At 50.2% G+C, this 14,612-nt stretch carries 14 protein-coding genes and 2 pseudogenes; 9 read left to right on the top strand and 7 right to left on the bottom strand.

The annotated features are described in order from the left end of the window. Nucleotides 1–162: 162 nt before the first annotated feature. Nucleotides 163–1,155 carry a sugar phosphate isomerase/epimerase family protein gene (locus tag JK231_RS15030; RefSeq protein WP_097117921.1) on the bottom strand — a complete coding sequence of 331 codons (993 nt, stop codon included), beginning with the start codon at nt 1,153–1,155 and terminating at the stop codon, nt 163–165. Between the two features lie 293 nt (nt 1,156–1,448). Between JK231_RS15030 and JK231_RS15035 the strand changes: the two genes are divergently transcribed. Further along, nucleotides 1,449–2,843, top strand: coding sequence for a M24 family metallopeptidase (locus JK231_RS15035; protein WP_211728940.1), 1,395 nt, complete (start codon nt 1,449–1,451; stop codon nt 2,841–2,843). Between the two features lie 19 nt (nt 2,844–2,862). Here the strand turns inward: JK231_RS15035 and JK231_RS15040 are convergent, their stop codons facing one another. Next, entirely contained in the window at nt 2,863–4,347 is a 1,485-nt protein-coding gene (locus JK231_RS15040; protein WP_160833853.1) for a sensor domain-containing diguanylate cyclase, read from the bottom strand. A 393-nt stretch (nt 4,348–4,740) separates the two neighbouring features. On the opposite strand from JK231_RS15040, the pseudogene JK231_RS15045 reads away from it, so the two are divergent. Then, a pseudogene (locus JK231_RS15045) lies at nt 4,741–4,890 on the top strand (ISNCY family transposase); the annotation flags it as partial. Nucleotides 4,891–5,051: 161 nt separating this feature from the next. On the opposite strand, the pseudogene JK231_RS15050 reads toward JK231_RS15045, so the two are convergent. Next, nucleotides 5,052–5,234 (bottom strand): annotated as a pseudogene (locus tag JK231_RS15050) (PIN domain-containing protein); the annotation flags it as partial. 83 nt (nt 5,235–5,317) lie between these two features. Between JK231_RS15050 and JK231_RS15055 the strand changes: the two are divergent. From JK231_RS15055 to JK231_RS15065, 3 genes are all read left to right on the top strand, one after another. Continuing rightward, a complete protein-coding gene (locus JK231_RS15055) occupies nt 5,318–6,415 on the top strand; it encodes an MmgE/PrpD family protein (protein ID WP_249221724.1) in 1,098 nt (365 codons plus the stop codon). Nucleotides 6,416–6,635: 220 nt separating this feature from the next. Continuing rightward, the gene (locus JK231_RS15060; protein WP_211728942.1) at nt 6,636–7,070 is read left to right on the top strand and encodes a hypothetical protein; all 435 of its coding nucleotides are present in this window, start codon (nt 6,636–6,638) and stop codon (nt 7,068–7,070) included. 5 nt (nt 7,071–7,075) lie between these two features. Beyond that, nucleotides 7,076–7,624, top strand: a complete 549-nt coding sequence (locus tag JK231_RS15065) for a sigma-70 family RNA polymerase sigma factor (RefSeq protein ID WP_211728943.1) — start codon at nt 7,076–7,078, stop codon at nt 7,622–7,624. A 78-nt stretch (nt 7,625–7,702) separates the two neighbouring features. Here JK231_RS15065 and JK231_RS15070 read toward each other — a convergent pair whose 3' ends face one another. Further along, on the bottom strand, nt 7,703–8,722 hold the full coding sequence (locus JK231_RS15070; RefSeq protein ID WP_160833864.1) for an MBL fold metallo-hydrolase: 1,020 nt from the start codon (nt 8,720–8,722) through the stop codon (nt 7,703–7,705). A 156-nt stretch (nt 8,723–8,878) separates the two neighbouring features. Between JK231_RS15070 and JK231_RS15075 the strand changes: the two genes are divergently transcribed. Beyond that, nucleotides 8,879–9,211, top strand: coding sequence for a gamma-glutamylcyclotransferase family protein (locus tag JK231_RS15075; RefSeq protein ID WP_034823962.1), 333 nt, complete (start codon nt 8,879–8,881; stop codon nt 9,209–9,211). 170 nt (nt 9,212–9,381) lie between these two features. Further along, complete coding sequence (locus JK231_RS15080) at nt 9,382–10,170, top strand: MBL fold metallo-hydrolase (protein ID WP_211728944.1); 789 nt, start codon at nt 9,382–9,384, stop codon at nt 10,168–10,170. Here JK231_RS15080 and JK231_RS15085 read toward each other — a convergent pair whose 3' ends face one another. Then, a complete protein-coding gene (locus JK231_RS15085; protein ID WP_097119168.1) occupies nt 10,171–11,067 on the bottom strand; it encodes an ABC transporter six-transmembrane domain-containing protein in 897 nt (298 codons plus the stop codon). Nucleotides 11,068–11,157: 90 nt separating this feature from the next. Between JK231_RS15085 and JK231_RS15090 the strand changes: the two genes are divergently transcribed. Next, a complete protein-coding gene (locus tag JK231_RS15090; protein ID WP_034823968.1) occupies nt 11,158–11,730 on the top strand; it encodes a TetR/AcrR family transcriptional regulator in 573 nt (190 codons plus the stop codon). Between the two features lie 19 nt (nt 11,731–11,749). On the opposite strand, the gene JK231_RS15095 is transcribed toward JK231_RS15090, so the two are convergent. Beyond that, nucleotides 11,750–11,953 (bottom strand): hypothetical protein, encoded by a 204-nt coding sequence (locus JK231_RS15095; protein WP_034823970.1) that lies wholly within the window; start codon nt 11,951–11,953, stop codon nt 11,750–11,752. 406 nt (nt 11,954–12,359) lie between these two features. Between JK231_RS15095 and JK231_RS15100 the strand changes: the two genes are divergently transcribed. After that, the gene (locus JK231_RS15100) at nt 12,360–13,160 is read left to right on the top strand and encodes a MetQ/NlpA family lipoprotein (protein WP_160833866.1); all 801 of its coding nucleotides are present in this window, start codon (nt 12,360–12,362) and stop codon (nt 13,158–13,160) included. 45 nt (nt 13,161–13,205) lie between these two features. Here the strand turns inward: JK231_RS15100 and JK231_RS15105 are convergent, their stop codons facing one another. Then, nucleotides 13,206–14,315 carry an SDR family oxidoreductase gene (locus tag JK231_RS15105; RefSeq protein WP_160833867.1) on the bottom strand — a complete coding sequence of 370 codons (1,110 nt, stop codon included), beginning with the start codon at nt 14,313–14,315 and terminating at the stop codon, nt 13,206–13,208. Between the last annotated feature and the right edge of the window lie 297 nt (nt 14,316–14,612).

The raw sequence follows: 14,612 nt of genomic DNA on the forward strand, positions 1-14,612 counted from the left end.
CACGTCCACACGTAGTAGGGAGGCTTCAAGATTGCTGTAATTCGGATGCAGCTTGTTTTACCCAACCTTTAATAACAAGCAATTACGTACGAGAATTTAGGTGGTGACGTGCGTGGGGCGTATTGAGGTTGCCCGGCCAAAAAAGTGCCGGGCACAACAGGGCTAGTCTTCAATACTGCTTAACAGCGCATTTTGAATGATTTTCTGGGCTTTGAGTGGATTTTGTTCACTTTGCGCCGCTTGCAACGCGGCAATATCCAGCTTATCCAGTGCACGGTAAATATGCTTCAGGAATCGAATCGACAGATTGGCGGCTTCAACATGGTCTTCACGGAAGGGGAATTGGTCTAGCTGCCATACGCCATCCCAATTATTGATTTTGAGTACATAAAAGAACTCAAAAATTTCTGTCATGTGCACTGTGCCGACAACGAGATCGTCATCCCAGCCACGTAGGTTGTCATTCACGTCCATACCGAACAGCCTGCCGCGGTCAATTATCAACTGGGCTGAGTCCGCTGGTGATTCACCGGCAAATAGCGCGTGGCCAAAGTCCAGCAACACGCCGACGTTATCGAGGCCGATATCTTCAATCCCTAGTAAGGTGCGTGCAGCGGAATCCCAGGTCATTTTAACGCGTGGTTCACGCGGTTTATACTCGATGGCAAATTTGACATCAGGATTGGCACTCGCCAGTTCGCGCATGCCATCAACCGCCAGTTTCCAAAGATTTTTATGATCAACCTGGAAGGGATAATCCCATCCATCTTGACCCGGCCAGATTTTCACATAATTGGCACCCAATTCCCGCACGACTGTGGCCGCTTCATGCATCAGGTCGAAGGCCTGTTTGCGCAGTGCGGGATCAGGATTAGTAAAGGCACCGCGAGAAAAGCGGCGCAGATAGATTTCAGGCGTCACGCCAATCGCTTTCAGCCCAGCCTGGTCTAAGGCTTCTTTAACCTGGGCAACGGTAACACCTTCAGTAAAGGGATAGGGCACATCAACATACGATAAGTCTTCAACACTGCCAGCCAGTTTGATCTGGTCTAGCGTGCTGAGCGCCGGACCGTATCCGTCGACGGCATAACGGTCTATGTAGTTAGCAAAATGCCATAAACCGGCACCAAATTTCGGGTAGGTGTAACCACTCATAAGACATTCTCCTTAGGGATTAGGGTAATCCGAGGCGCTACAATGATGGTCTGAATATATATTCATTAACGGTTATATATTCCATTCTGCGCCTTGAGCTTCTTGCTTAACCAGCATTGAGTGAAGAAATTGATGGTGGCCTCACACAAAATATGTGTGTCTGAGGTGAGAAAGGAATCGGTAAAGACATTATCCGTGCACAATTAAAATCAACAGGTGCTACCTTGCTTAATCCTGCGGCAATCAGTTTCCGCCACTCCAGCCTTAAACACGTTAACCTGAGGTCATTCATCATGATGTCTCCCCCAATTCAGCTTGGCCCGACTAAAGCACCGATAAAATTTACCCAGGTTGAACCCGTTTTCCTCTCCGACAAGACTATGCTGGAGCGAAAAAATAAGGTTATGCAAAGGATGGTCGAGGGCGGTTTTGATGCGCTGGTCATTTATGCAGACAAAGAACACGGCGGGAATTTTGAATACTTAACAGGGTTCATCCCGCGTTTTGAAGAGGGGCTGTTGATCGTTGATGCCAGTGGAGAATGTACCGCTATTCTCGGGTATGAGAATCTCAAACTGGCTCGCTTTTCACGCGTACCTGTCACGTTGCTTCACTGCCCGTTGTTTTCGCTGCCTAACCAGCCAATGGATCATGAAACACCGCTTGAAAACCTTCTGGCATCTGCCGGCTTGAGTAACAAAAGTAAAGTAGGCCTGGTGGGATGGAAAATGTTCACCCCAGCCGCAGGCAATGGTTCTGCCTATTTCGATGTACCTTATTTTATTGTTGATGCGTTGCAACGCACGCTGAAAAAAGAGGCTGAACTGTTAAATGCAGCGCACTTATTTATTAGCGGCGCTGGCGGTGCAAGAGTGACCAACAACGCCAATGAAATCGCGCATTATGAGTATGGGGCCAATCTGGCATCTAACTGTATTCTTAATGCGATGGACGCGGTGGAAGTAGGAGTGCGGGAAATTGATTTGGGCGCGCTTCTGACGGCGGAAGGCCAATACAATACGGTGGTCTCCATCGCTGCCACCGGCGTCCGCTTCGATCATGCTAACCTTTATCCAACATACAAAAGGGTGCAGCACGGCGCTCCTTTGTCGCTGACCACAGGATTTAAAGGTGGCTTGTCCAGCAGAGCTGCTTTCGTTATCGCCAGTCCTGCTGAACTGCCTGACGCACAGAAAGATTGGTTAGACAGAATCGCTAAACCCTACTTCTCTGCACAGGTAGCCTGGCTGGAAAATATCCGCGTGGGTATGTCTGGCGGTGAGCTTTATGACGTGATCGAAGATGTACTGCCCAAAACCCGATATGGCTGGCATCTCAATCCCGGCCATCTGGTTGCTGATGAAGAGTGGATGTCATCGCCGGTTTACCCAAATTCCGGCGAACTGTTGAGAAGTGGCATGATCTTGCAGCTCGATATCATTCCATCGGTACCGGGCTATAACGGTGTCAGCGCAGAAGAGTGTGTTGCGTTGGCCGATTCATCACTTCAGGCTAAGATCGCTGAAGCTTATCCGAAACTTTGGCAGCGAATTACACGTCGACGTGATTACCTGCGCAATGAAATCGGCATTAAACTCAATGCCGATGTATTGCCGCTATCCAATGCTGTTGGCTATTTAAGGCCATTTTTGCTCGCTAAACACCTGTCTCTCAGCGTGAAGAAATAGAGCGCACTGATAGCGAACATCAGGGCTTAATTTGATTACGCCCGCTGCGTTTTGCCAGATAAAGGGCTTTGTCGGCGTCCTGTTTCAGCTGGTCTGCTTCGCCGGTTTTACCAGTTGACGTCAGCGTGCTGTAACCAGCGCTGATGGTCACTACGCCAGCTGGAACATCTGAGCTTTCATGTGCAATGCCGGTTTCTGCAACAAATCTGACCGCGCGCTCCGCCACTTTTTTGGCATCAAAGGCTGAGGTGCTGGGCAGAATGATCGCAAACTCTTCACCGCCATAACGTGCCACGATATCGCCTTGATAATGCACGCTATCCTTTAACGCCAGGCCGACATCCTGCAAACACTCATCACCCGCAACATGCCCATAGGTATCGTTATAGCGCTTGAAATAATCGATATCGATCATCACCAGCGAGAGCGGCTCAGCGTGCTTTTCTGAACGAAGCAGGGCTTGCTCCAGCAGAGCATCGAACTGACGACGGTTTGCCAGGCCAGTCAAGCCATCCACCAATGCTAAAGATTGCAACGTGTGGTTGATGGTGGTCAGTTCATCACGAACATGGGTCAGTTCAATTTGATTACGCACATTGGTACCCACCTGACGCAATACAAAGACGCCCATGCCGGTAATAGTTAAGAGCAGCACAATGTTGAGCAAAACATTCGTCAGGTTGGCCGTCATCCACTCCATGCGAAGCCGGTCACGGTCATAGCCAGCCGTCACAATCAGTGGATAACGCTCTAGTCGAGCATAGCCGAACACACGTTCAACACCGTCGAGCGTTGAACGCCAGGTTGCACTGCCACTTGAAGCGGATTTCAGCTCGGTTTGAAACAGCGGGCTGGCGGATAGGGTCCGGCCAATATAAGAGTCAGGGAAAGGGCGGATGTAGAGGGCCGTGGCATCCGCCAGGATCAATCCCAACGCATCTTTATCGCCAAGCGTGTAGTAGCTGTAGTACTGCCGGAAATAATCCACTTTGACCGTCGCAAGGGCGACACCAGCAAAATTCCCCGCATTATCATTTAGGCGTACCGAAACAGGAATCACCAGATCACCGGTGGAGCGACTGCGGATGACATGGCTGATATGGATATCCAGACTGGGATGCGTCCGATGCCAGACAAAGTAATCACGATCGGCGTTACTGGCATTGGTTGGCGTGAAGTTGCCAGATGAAGCCACCCAATGTCCCTCGGTATCGTAAACAAACAATCCGTGCAGCTGAGGGAGCTTGCTCTGCTGGTCTTTGATTTGATGCAGGAACTGCGGTGTTGCAGCAAAGCTGTTGCCGTTTTGACGTAACTGGCGCACAGCATCCGCGAGGGTAATATCAACCTGTAAAAAGGCATCTTCAGCTTGTTTGGCTAATGAGAGCGAGAGATTGCGTGCATCCTCTTCTTTTTCTGCCAGGTGTTGCTGCCAGGAGTGCCAAAGAGACCAGGCATTAATAGCCACAACCAGTAAACTGATGGAAAGCAGAAATACGGCCATACTTCTTCCAAGAGAAGTCTTTAGCAGACGAGGGGTGCTATCTGAGAGGACACTTTTACGCATTGATACTCTTTGTGCATGCTGAAAAGGTGGGCAGAGTGGATAGGGATATTACAGGATTCATGTAACTGTCATAAGCTGAGTAAAGAAAATTTTATGCATTTGTGGAATAAATCTGATGAGCGAGAATTGGCGCCGTAGAAGTGAGCACCAGAAAGCCCAGCATGATGCGTGGTGTGCATCAAAACCTCCAATTTAACATAATCATGATTATGCGCACTTTGATTGTAGCACCCCAATAGTAATATCCGGTTGTGGCTCAATAAACATGACCGCGTTATGGTACCTCTCACAGAGTCGTTTTCAGTCAGTAAAACTACCGGGAGGCTTGCCGTGATCGCAGATAGCTCAGGGGTATTTACGTTGAAAGAGATTAACCGCGTCAAAGTTATTCAGGACGTTGTCGACCGGCGGCTGACAACCCACCTCACTGCTGAGCGTCTCAGTATTTCCGACCGGCATTGTCGTCGCCTGCTTCAGCGGCAGCCGGTCTTACCGATGCACGGAGTGGAAAGCCCGGCACACATCGCATCGATGAGAGTCTGCGCCACCACATACTGACGCTGCTACGTGAAAATTACGTGGGTTTTGTCCACAAATTACCGCAGAAATGCTTCAGGTACTTTCCGAGATTGATAAGCGGCTTACTTCGCCCAGTCTTCAAGCACCAAATCCGGTACCCGCGCAAATTCCCTGGTATTATTTGTCACCAAGATAGCGCCGGCCGCAATGGCATGGCCGGCAATCGCCGTGTCATTTGGGCCTATCGGTGTTCCGGCTGCGCTTAGGGTGGCCTTAATTACAGCGGTGGCGTCCACCGCCGCCCGATGTAGCTGGCCGTAGCGACTTTTCTACCCAGGCGGTGCAGCAGGCATGGCCTCAGATACCCCGTAGCCAGGCGCTCGATGCGTTGTTCAACGCCACGGCCGCTCACGCTATCGACTTTGACGACAACTTTGCACCGGGCATGAGTCACGCATCGGCCGTTTTGGTACCTGCACTGCTGGCCGTGGCGCAAAACAGCGACGGCGCATCGTTGATACACGCTTATTTAATTGGTCTGCAGGCACAAGCCTATATAGGCGAAGCCATCGGCTATCAGCACTACACTGCTGGCTGGCATGGTACATCCACCGTGGGTTGCATTGGCAGCGCGGCAGGTGTTGCTGCCCTGCTCGGCCAGGATGCAGCAGGGATTGCCCGTACGTTGAGCATTGCGGTAAGTCTGGCCAGTGGGGTCAAAGGCCAGTTTGGCACGCCTCTGAAACCGTTTCATGCCGGAATGGCGGCGCGCAATGCCGTTGAAGCCGCGACGCTGGCGCAAACCGGCATGCAAGGTCGTCTGGATATTCTTGAGTGCGCACAGGGTTTTGCGGAACTCTATGCCGGTCTGTTAAGCCAACCGTCGCTGCCCGGCGCTGAGCAGCATGTCATTGAACAAATCGGTGTGATGCCGAAAAAATATCCGTGCTGCGGGTCTACCCACCGCATTCTCGATGCAATTGCCGATATCCAGCAACAGCAAACATTGAAGATTGACGACATTGAAAGCGTGCACTGCCAGGTGGGGATCGCCAACTGGCGCAATCTTGCCTACCACCAGCCGCAGGATGAAATGCAAGCGCGCTTCTCAATGCAATATTGCGTTGCCATGATGCTCAGGAACGGCACGTTGAGCGTGCAGGACTTTACCGCCGCCAGCGTAAAACAACAGGCAGATGTACAACTGTTGGCGATGATTACCCTCGCGCCATGGACAGCGGAACAGGAGGCTGAAGACAGAAACTTGCCGCATATCCTCACTTTGCGTTTCAGGAATGGTCAGGAAATTGTCCACGCCAGATTGCGGGCGCGTGGTGCGTTAGACGAACCTTTCAGCACCGACGATCGCCAGGCAAAGTTCTTAGATTGTTGTGCAGCGCTACCCCAGGCAGAATTGCTTTATCAGCGCCTAAAGGAATTAGCGCAGCAAGCTGATTTAACGTTTATACGTCAGCTTATGGTTTAACCCTGACAGTATGGGTAGCAGCCATCGTTGGATGGATCCCGTTCATCGCAGGAGAATACGCTTCGGGAGCAGCGGTGAATCGGATCGGTAGAACAACACCGAATCACCGCTAAATTTATAAGCTCGGAAAATATTTTCACTTCTTTGGCAATATTCACATCGCTCATTCGTCTACCTCAGTACGAGCCAATATCGGCTACTGTAATGAGGAATAACAACAATGAGAGATTTCGATATGCGCAGACAACACCGCCGTGACCACCATTTTGGTGGTCATCGCATGATGAAACCGCTGTTGCTCGGCGTGTTGATCATCGCGGCACTCGGGCTGCTGGTGATGTCGCTGTGGAATGCCGTGCTGCCAGCCATCATCGGCGTGAAGGCGATTGGGTTCTGGCAGGCGATCGGGCTACTGGTATTGTGCCGCATACTGTTTGGTGGCTTAGGTTTCCGCCCCGGCATGTTCGGTATGGCACGTCGTCGCATGCACGAACGCTGGATGCAGATGACCCCAGAACAGCGCGAAGAGTTTATGCAACACCGCCGTGAACGTTCGCACCGTGGACGCCGCGATCGCTGTGACTGGCATGGCCGTCGCGATGATGCGCGCTCACCCTCCGACGAGGCTCCCGCTAAATCGTCAGACGCAGAGTAAACGCCATGGCGCAGGATTCTCTGCTGATGTCCGCGTTGAACGCCTGTCGGGCAAAATTGAGCGCATTTATTCGCGGCCGCTCCTCGATCCGTGAAGATGCCGACGATATCCTGCAGGAAGTGACCTACAAGCTCATGCAGGTTGAGCAACCGGTGGAAAATGTCGCGGCCTGGTTATTCCGTGCCGCACGCAATGAGATGACCGACCGGGCACGAAAAAAGCGTGAACTGCCACTATCCGCTCTCTTAGACGGCGATAATGAAGCGGATTTCCCTGAAGATGAGATGGCTGAAACGCTATTTGGCGTGCCGGAAACACCGGAAGATGAATATCTCAAAGCGCTGTTATGGGAAGAGTTGGAGGAAGCTTTAGCGGAACTGCCACTCGCTCAGCGCGAAGTGTTCGAAAAAACAGAGTTGTTGGGTTACAGCTACAACGACCTGTCTGAAGAGAGCGGCGTCAGCGTCCAGGCGCTGTTATCACGCAAACACAAAGCGGTGCTTTCCCTGCGTACGCGATTGCGCAGTCTTTATGATGAGCTTACCGCTGAGTAATGAAAACATGGCGTTTTACTGACTGAATCGTAAAAAGAATGGCTGCTACTTACCGTAAATAGCAGCCTATATTTCCAGTTACCACCAGACCGCTTCTTCCCTTGGTTGCACAATGTTCACGGCTTGTCCGATGACCGGTAAAGACAATTTAATTTTTTGCTCACGCGCCAGCTCCGCTATTTGTATCAGGGGGTCATTCCAGTGATGAAAAGCAAGATCGAAGGCCGCGTTATGAATGGGCATTAACCATTTTCCCTTTAAATCCTGAAACGCCCGGATGGTATCCCCTGGCATCATGTGAATATCCGCCCACCGGCTGTCATAAGCCCCATTCTCCAGGCAGGCAACATCAAATGGACCGTATTTATTGCCGATTTCTTTAAAGCCTGGGAAATAGCCGGAGTCACCGCCAAAAAATAAACGAAACTCATCGGTGATGATGCTCCATGAACACCACAAACGTTTATTGCCGTCAAACAAACCACGTCCGGAAAAGTGCTGCGACGGTGTGGCGACAAAATGCACCTCGCCCACCTCCGTAGATTGCCACCAATCCAGTTGGGTGATCTTCTCCTCAGCCACTCCCCACTTCGCCAGCAAATCACCGACGCCCAGCGGAGCGAGGAAATAGCGAACACGATCTTTCAACTGCATGATCGTCTGGTAATCCAGATGATCATAATGGTCATGGGATAAAATAATGCCCTCAATAGGCGGTAAATCGCTCAGCTCGATGGGTGCAGCCTGAAAACGCTTTGGCCCGAGCCACTGAAAAGGAGACGCTCGCAGGTTAAATACCGGGTCAGTAAGCCAATACTTACCTTTCAATTTGAGCAGCAGCGATGAATGCCCCAGTCGAAACACACTGTTGTCGGCTGCCATGGCGAGCGCCTCGGACGTGATGGGCTGCACAGGTAATTGCTGCTGAGGTACCGTTTCTTTTGGCTTGTTGAACGCCAAATCCCAGAACATCTTCATATATTCGCTGAATTTCAACGGCTGCCGGGGAGCAGCATTGGTGAAACGCTTGCCATCGAACTGTGCGGATTGCGGATAACCCTTGATGGCACTGCGGGAGATGCCTGAACAATTCAACATTGATCTTTTCCTGACCGGATACGATGGCTCACAATACCGTGTTTTAGTGAACCCTATATGGCATAACGGGCGGTCTGGTCATGAAATTCAACCTTCAGATGACTTTTCATTTCATGAGCGCTAAAGTCACTCTTTTGTTTGATTTTTCGAGGGAAAATGAAACCTTTATTTGTATACGGCACCTTGCAACCAGGTCATTCAAATGCGCATATTCTGGACAGTATCGGTGGAGAGTGGCTGCCCGGAACGGTCAACGGCATCTTCTATGAACGCGGCTGGGGCGCGGCAGCGGATTTTCCCGGCATTGTGCTGGACAACAATGCGGGCCTTGTCAAAGGCTCACTCTTCTTCTCAGAGCATCTGACCGCGCACTGGACAATGCTGGATGAGTTCGAGGAGGGTTATGATCGTGTTGATGTTGAAGTCACCACCCTCGAAGGAGAGAAAATCACAGCGTGGATTTATCAGTTACAGCCGCCACAGGCCTAATCTGCCCTGCTCTTTTCCAGCCTAAGCAAGCGCAACGCCCACGATACCTTGCGAAATGAGAATACATCTGGCTTCTGCGGCATAGGTATTCTCTGCGGTATGGGTTGCAGCACGCTCGCACTTAATAAGCCAGGCTAGAATGAATGCAAACCGCATCAAGGAGCATTCAGATGAGCAAACTCTGCACCGCCTGCAGTACTTCTTATGAAGATGATCCAGGCATCTCACATTGCAAAATTTGCGAAGACGAGCGGCAGTTTGTGCCTGTCAAAGGGCAGCAATGGCTGGAATTCTCGGCTCTGCGTGCCACACATCAAAATAAATGGCAGCAGCATCTAAAGGGATTATTCAGCCTGCAAACTGTCCCGAGTTTCGCCATCAACCAACGTGCTTTTTTACTGCAAAGCGCGCAGGGGAATATTCTCTGGGACTGCATTGCGAATCTGGATGACGCCACGGAATCATTGATACACGCACTCGGCGGTATTGATGCCATTGCCATTTCTCATCCCCATTACTACAGCACCATGCAAGACTGGGCTGCGGCATTTAATGCACCCATCTATTTGCATGAGGATGATCGGGAATGGATTATGCGCCAGAGCTCGCATATTCATCTCTGGCAAGGTGACGAATTGGATTTACTGCCCGATGTCACGATATTACGCCTGGGTGGGCATTTTAAAGGAGGCTGTGTACTGCACTGGTCGCAACATGATGGCGTGCTGTTGAGTGGTGATGTTGTGCAAGTGACACCCGGTGCAAATTCCGTGTCATTTATGTGGAGCTATCCCAACATGTTGCCGCTTTCTGCAGCTACGGTGAATACGCTCATTCACCGACTGGATAAGGTCACCTTCTCGCAGATTTATGGCGCTTTTGCCGGTCGGGAAATGACACAGCAGGCACAATCCATTGTCAGACAGGCAGCTGAACGTTATATCCGCTGCCTGCAATAATTAACCTGCCAGCCCGGTATTCACCCGTTTACCGATTTCTTTCAGCTGAGAATACTTTTCCAGCAAGGACGGGCCATCATCAAGGCTCATGGCAAACATCCATAAATAGGTCATGACCGAATAAATATGGCCTGCGCTCATACCGCCTTTTAACGCCATCACGCTGATCGTGATGCCAAACAGCAGTGCGGAGGCAATACCAATCGACAAATAGCCAATCGCTTCGCGGTCAGACAAGCGAATCCGCACTTGCGCCAGAAAGTGATAATGGCGATTAAGCTTCTGTTCGCCTGCGGTACTGACAAAACCCACTTCCCGCTCCAGTCGATCATTCATCCGCCCGATAAGCGATTCATTTTTTCGTGTGTAGCCCGGCAAGAATCCGGCAAACAGCAGCAAAACCGTTAAACACGCCAATCCGGCCCAGGGTTCAATGGTGAGTAACATCACCACGGCACCACACATCGAGGCCGCGGAGGTGATCAACATCGGAAGATGCGTTTCAAAAAAATCCACAAACTGGCGTGAAAGCGTCACCCTTGCCGCAATGGCGGAATGGCTGTGCGCCTCTTCACGCTGAGCGAGGATCACGGGCACTGCCAGACCGGCATAAATGCGTGCAAAAGTGCGGGTGTCCATGGTGCGGCGCGCTGCGCCAATCAACCACATAATCATCACTAAACCGGCATAAAACAGGCCGTGAAGTGCGTTGCCATGCATGATGGCGTTGATCGCGAAACCCGCCAGCAACGGGTAAAGCAGGTAAACCACATTTTCAGCGATCACCAGCATCATGGTTAGCAGTAATTTTTTCTTATTACGTTTCGCCAGCACTTTCAGTGTATTAAGGGCGCTGCGTGAGGCCCCGCTTGATATATTTTCAGGTATGATTTGCATTAGATTACGTTCAAATTGCCACTTTTGAGCGGTTGCTCAAAAATGGCAAAAGTGTATTTGAGCACTTGCTCAAAGTCAACGGCGGTGGTGATGAAAGAGACAACAGCAGAATTGCGTGAAAAGATTCTGGATACAGCGGTGGCACTGTTCATCGAAAAAGGTTTAGAGAATGTGAAAACCCGCGAACTGACGACACAGTTGGGGTTATCCCGTAGCCACATTTATCACTACTTTTCAGGCTGGGCGTCATTGAGTCTGGAGGCGTGCGCGCGCTTCGCACAAAAAGATCTTCAGGAATTTACGCAGCAAATTGGAATGCTGCCCTTCCATGAAAGACTGGAAGCCTTTATTGCCGATTATCTGCCGCTGGAACCGGATGCGGTATGGCAGCTTTACAGCTCACTTTGGCGAAAAGCCACTACGGAAGTCGACTATGCCGAACTGGCCACTCAGGTAACAAAGCAGTGGCATGCACTGATGACCGACATCATACGTGATGGGATAAATGCAGGTGTTTTTCGTCAGGCTGATGCAGAACAGGTAGCGCGTCAGCTCAGTGCTATGCTGAACGGCTATGCGGATTTACTCATTGTGGTGCAGGAAGCTGAAGCGCGGGAACAGGCAATCAGCGATCTGCATGCCTTTATTAAACTCGCGCTTTGAATAATAGAAACTTTTCGATTCAGGACGTGGTCACTGAACTGTCCGATTTGGCGACAAAATAGTTATCGTGTTTTTCAATAGTGACACCGCGTTCACGCCAGTATGCTGCCATATTGAAAAACGCATCACTGGTTAAATTGAAGCCAATAATAACTGAAGGGTGTTTACCGCTACTCAGAAACGAGTTTAACTGCTCCATATCCAACGCTTTAACAGACTCCATCATCTTCTCCCGATCTATAACAAGATAATCTGCTTCAACAGATTATCTTGTAAGTCTCTTGATGCACAATGCAGTTATATTAATATTACAATCTGCAAAAAATCCGATGAAGGATTGCGGCCACCCGCTTTAAAACCCGCAGATTCTCTGATAAATGAGATCGATCTCAGCTTCAGAAAGTGCAATCTACACTCCAGGCAAAACGAAAAGCTGTGAAATTTCTAAATGGTTTCATGATGGATATATCAGCAATGCGCAATGTCATTCACCGATATTAATTACTTTTTGCTATGCATAGGCGATTAATTGCACTGAGCAAATTTAAGGCGAACGCACCGTTCATGGATGTACAGACGTCCAGACGTATATTATAGTCCGTCTCCTACGTTACTCAGGGACTCGTACTATGAACAAATTACTCGTTACCACCCTTCTCGCCGCTGCAGTTTCACTGCTGAGCGCCTGCGACAACAACAAAGACAATGCCATCAAAGTCGCCATTAACACCGGTCCTGACGAAGCGCTCTGGCAGACCGTTAAACAGGTCGCTCATGATAAATATCATCTGGATGTCGATGTGGTGGCATTTAACGATTATGTACAACCGAACGAAGCCCTGTTCAATAAAGATGTCGATGCCAACGCCTTCCAGAGCCTGCCTTATCTGGAGATGCAGTCGAAAGAGCGTGGCTATAAGTTCGCCGTGGTCACCAACACGTTTGTGTTCCCGATTGCCGGCTATTCCCGCAAGATCAAAGCGCTCGATGCACTGCCAGATGGCGCGACCATCACCATCTCTAACGAAGCAACCACTCTCGGTCGCAGCCTGTTGCTGTTGCAAGCTCAGGGACTGATCAAAGTGAAACCCGAAGCGGGCTTGCTGCCAACCACGCTGGATATCACGGATAATCCGAAGAAACTTAAAATCGTTGAAGTGGATACCCCGCAACTGGCCCGTACTCTCGACGATCCGCAGGTGTATATCTCCATCATCAATAACAACTTTGCCGCGCTGGTTAACCTCTCCGCGTCGAAGGATGGCATGTTTATGGAAGGCAAAGCGTCGCCGTATGTGAATGCGATTGTGGCGCGCGAAGATAACAAAGACAGCGCGAATGTGCAGAAGCTAAAAGAGGCTTTCCAGTCGCAGGAAGTGCTGGATAAAGCTAACGAGATTTACAAAGGCGACATTATCAAGGGTTGGTAATAGCCGCTTAAAAGCCGCGCAACAGGCGTGTTGCGCGGCTTTTTATTACTTAAAATCCACTGCCATCAATTCAGCGATGGTTGAATCCTGTGTCGAGGTCACGCAGCGGTGCAGGTAATCAGTAAATTTCGAGGAGGGCGGCATGCCTAACTCCAGCAACTTCTCATTGCAGAACACCACGTTGAGTTTGGAGAAATGGCCGTAAAGATTCATGGCGCGCAACACAATCCGCTCATTGCACGGCCCAAATAACGACGCGAAGTTTTTCTTACTTTCGGCCAGCTCGCGATAATTCACTTTCTGATAACTCTCGCCCACGGGCACATTGCCTGAGGCTTTCGCCATCGCTTTATCAATCTCCGCGAAGGTGACACTGCTGTTGAGCCCCGCCGAAATGTGAATAATGCTTTTATCGACGTTTTCAGCGGTCAACAACAGCTCCAGCGCATCTGCACAATAATCCACAGGCACCACATCAATACGATCGTCCAGCTCACACATAAACTTACCCAATGTCAGTGCCATGCGGAACACCCAGAAAATACTCGGCGATGGCGTGCAGCCATGATCGGAATGGCCCACAACAATAGAGGGACGCGCAATAACCAGCGGCAGTTCGGGTAACATCTCGCTCATCATTTTTTCCACCGTGGCTTTACTCCAGGTGTACTCAACAATGTGCTGATCGCGCAGCGTATTCAGTTTGCTCTCGGTTACCAGGGTGTTAGCTTCCGGCGCACAAGACATTGCCGTTCCGACATGAATAAAGCGCTTAAGTCCGCTGACCTGATTCATACGACTGGCGAAGGTGAAAGTTCCTTCAACGTTAACTTTCCAGATGTAAGGATTCGCCCCAAACGAAGCCACAGCCGCACAGTTGAGCACATGTGTAACGCTATCCAGACGCGGGTCGGCAGTAAACCGCTCTGGTTCCGCGAGATCGCCAATAAGAATGTTATCTGTGGTCAGTGACTCCAACAGATTTTGTGCCACGCCAAATTTAGCCAGATTGGATTGCAACCGACTCAGTCCTTCGGTGGGTGAATCACCGCGCACCAGCAGTAACAGTCGATTATTCTCGCTTTTCTTCAATAAGTTAACCGTTACTGCTCCGCCTAAAAATCCGGTTGCGCCAGTAATTAAAATCGTATTCATAGTATTCAGCTATCAGTTGGTTTCTGGACGAAAACGGTCCATTGAGCGTGGCTTCGAATGTATGCCCGCGCAGATAAATGGCGAATAAATGCGATCTGCACAAGGTGAGGGAAAAAGCGGTCCAGTTAGCTTTCGTTTATCTCTGATAACCATCCGTCATTTTATTTCTCACCGTTCGTCTATTCTGAGATTAAAAAACCGCCGCGATATAAAAATGTCGTAAAAATTTCGCTGCCAGGCGTAAAAATGCAGGTCACAAAACCACCACCCGCTATTAACCGTTCGGGTAAACAGGTA

Source organism: Pantoea sp. JGM49, assembly GCF_018257655.1.
Taxonomy (GTDB): Bacteria; Pseudomonadota; Gammaproteobacteria; order Enterobacterales; family Enterobacteriaceae; genus Pantoea; species Pantoea communis.

Coding starts and splice junctions, on each gene's coding strand:
- JK231_RS15070 (WP_160833864.1), bottom strand. CDS start 8,722: ATGTTGAATTGTTCAGGCATCTCCCGCAGTGCCATCAAGGGTTATCCG.
- JK231_RS15075 (WP_034823962.1), top strand. CDS start 8,879: ATGAAACCTTTATTTGTATACGGCACCTTGCAACCAGGTCATTCAAAT.
- JK231_RS15065 (WP_211728943.1), top strand. CDS start 7,076: ATGGCGCAGGATTCTCTGCTGATGTCCGCGTTGAACGCCTGTCGGGCA.
- JK231_RS15105 (WP_160833867.1), bottom strand. CDS start 14,315: ATGAATACGATTTTAATTACTGGCGCAACCGGATTTTTAGGCGGAGCA.
- JK231_RS15095 (WP_034823970.1), bottom strand. CDS start 11,953: ATGGAGTCTGTTAAAGCGTTGGATATGGAGCAGTTAAACTCGTTTCTG.
- JK231_RS15100 (WP_160833866.1), top strand. CDS start 12,360: ATGAACAAATTACTCGTTACCACCCTTCTCGCCGCTGCAGTTTCACTG.
- JK231_RS15035 (WP_211728940.1), top strand. CDS start 1,449: ATGATGTCTCCCCCAATTCAGCTTGGCCCGACTAAAGCACCGATAAAA.
- JK231_RS15080 (WP_211728944.1), top strand. CDS start 9,382: ATGAGCAAACTCTGCACCGCCTGCAGTACTTCTTATGAAGATGATCCA.
- JK231_RS15090 (WP_034823968.1), top strand. CDS start 11,158: ATGAAAGAGACAACAGCAGAATTGCGTGAAAAGATTCTGGATACAGCG.
- JK231_RS15060 (WP_211728942.1), top strand. CDS start 6,636: ATGAGAGATTTCGATATGCGCAGACAACACCGCCGTGACCACCATTTT.
- JK231_RS15040 (WP_160833853.1), bottom strand. CDS start 4,347: ATGGCCGTATTTCTGCTTTCCATCAGTTTACTGGTTGTGGCTATTAAT.
- JK231_RS15030 (WP_097117921.1), bottom strand. CDS start 1,155: ATGAGTGGTTACACCTACCCGAAATTTGGTGCCGGTTTATGGCATTTT.
- JK231_RS15085 (WP_097119168.1), bottom strand. CDS start 11,067: ATGCAAATCATACCTGAAAATATATCAAGCGGGGCCTCACGCAGCGCC.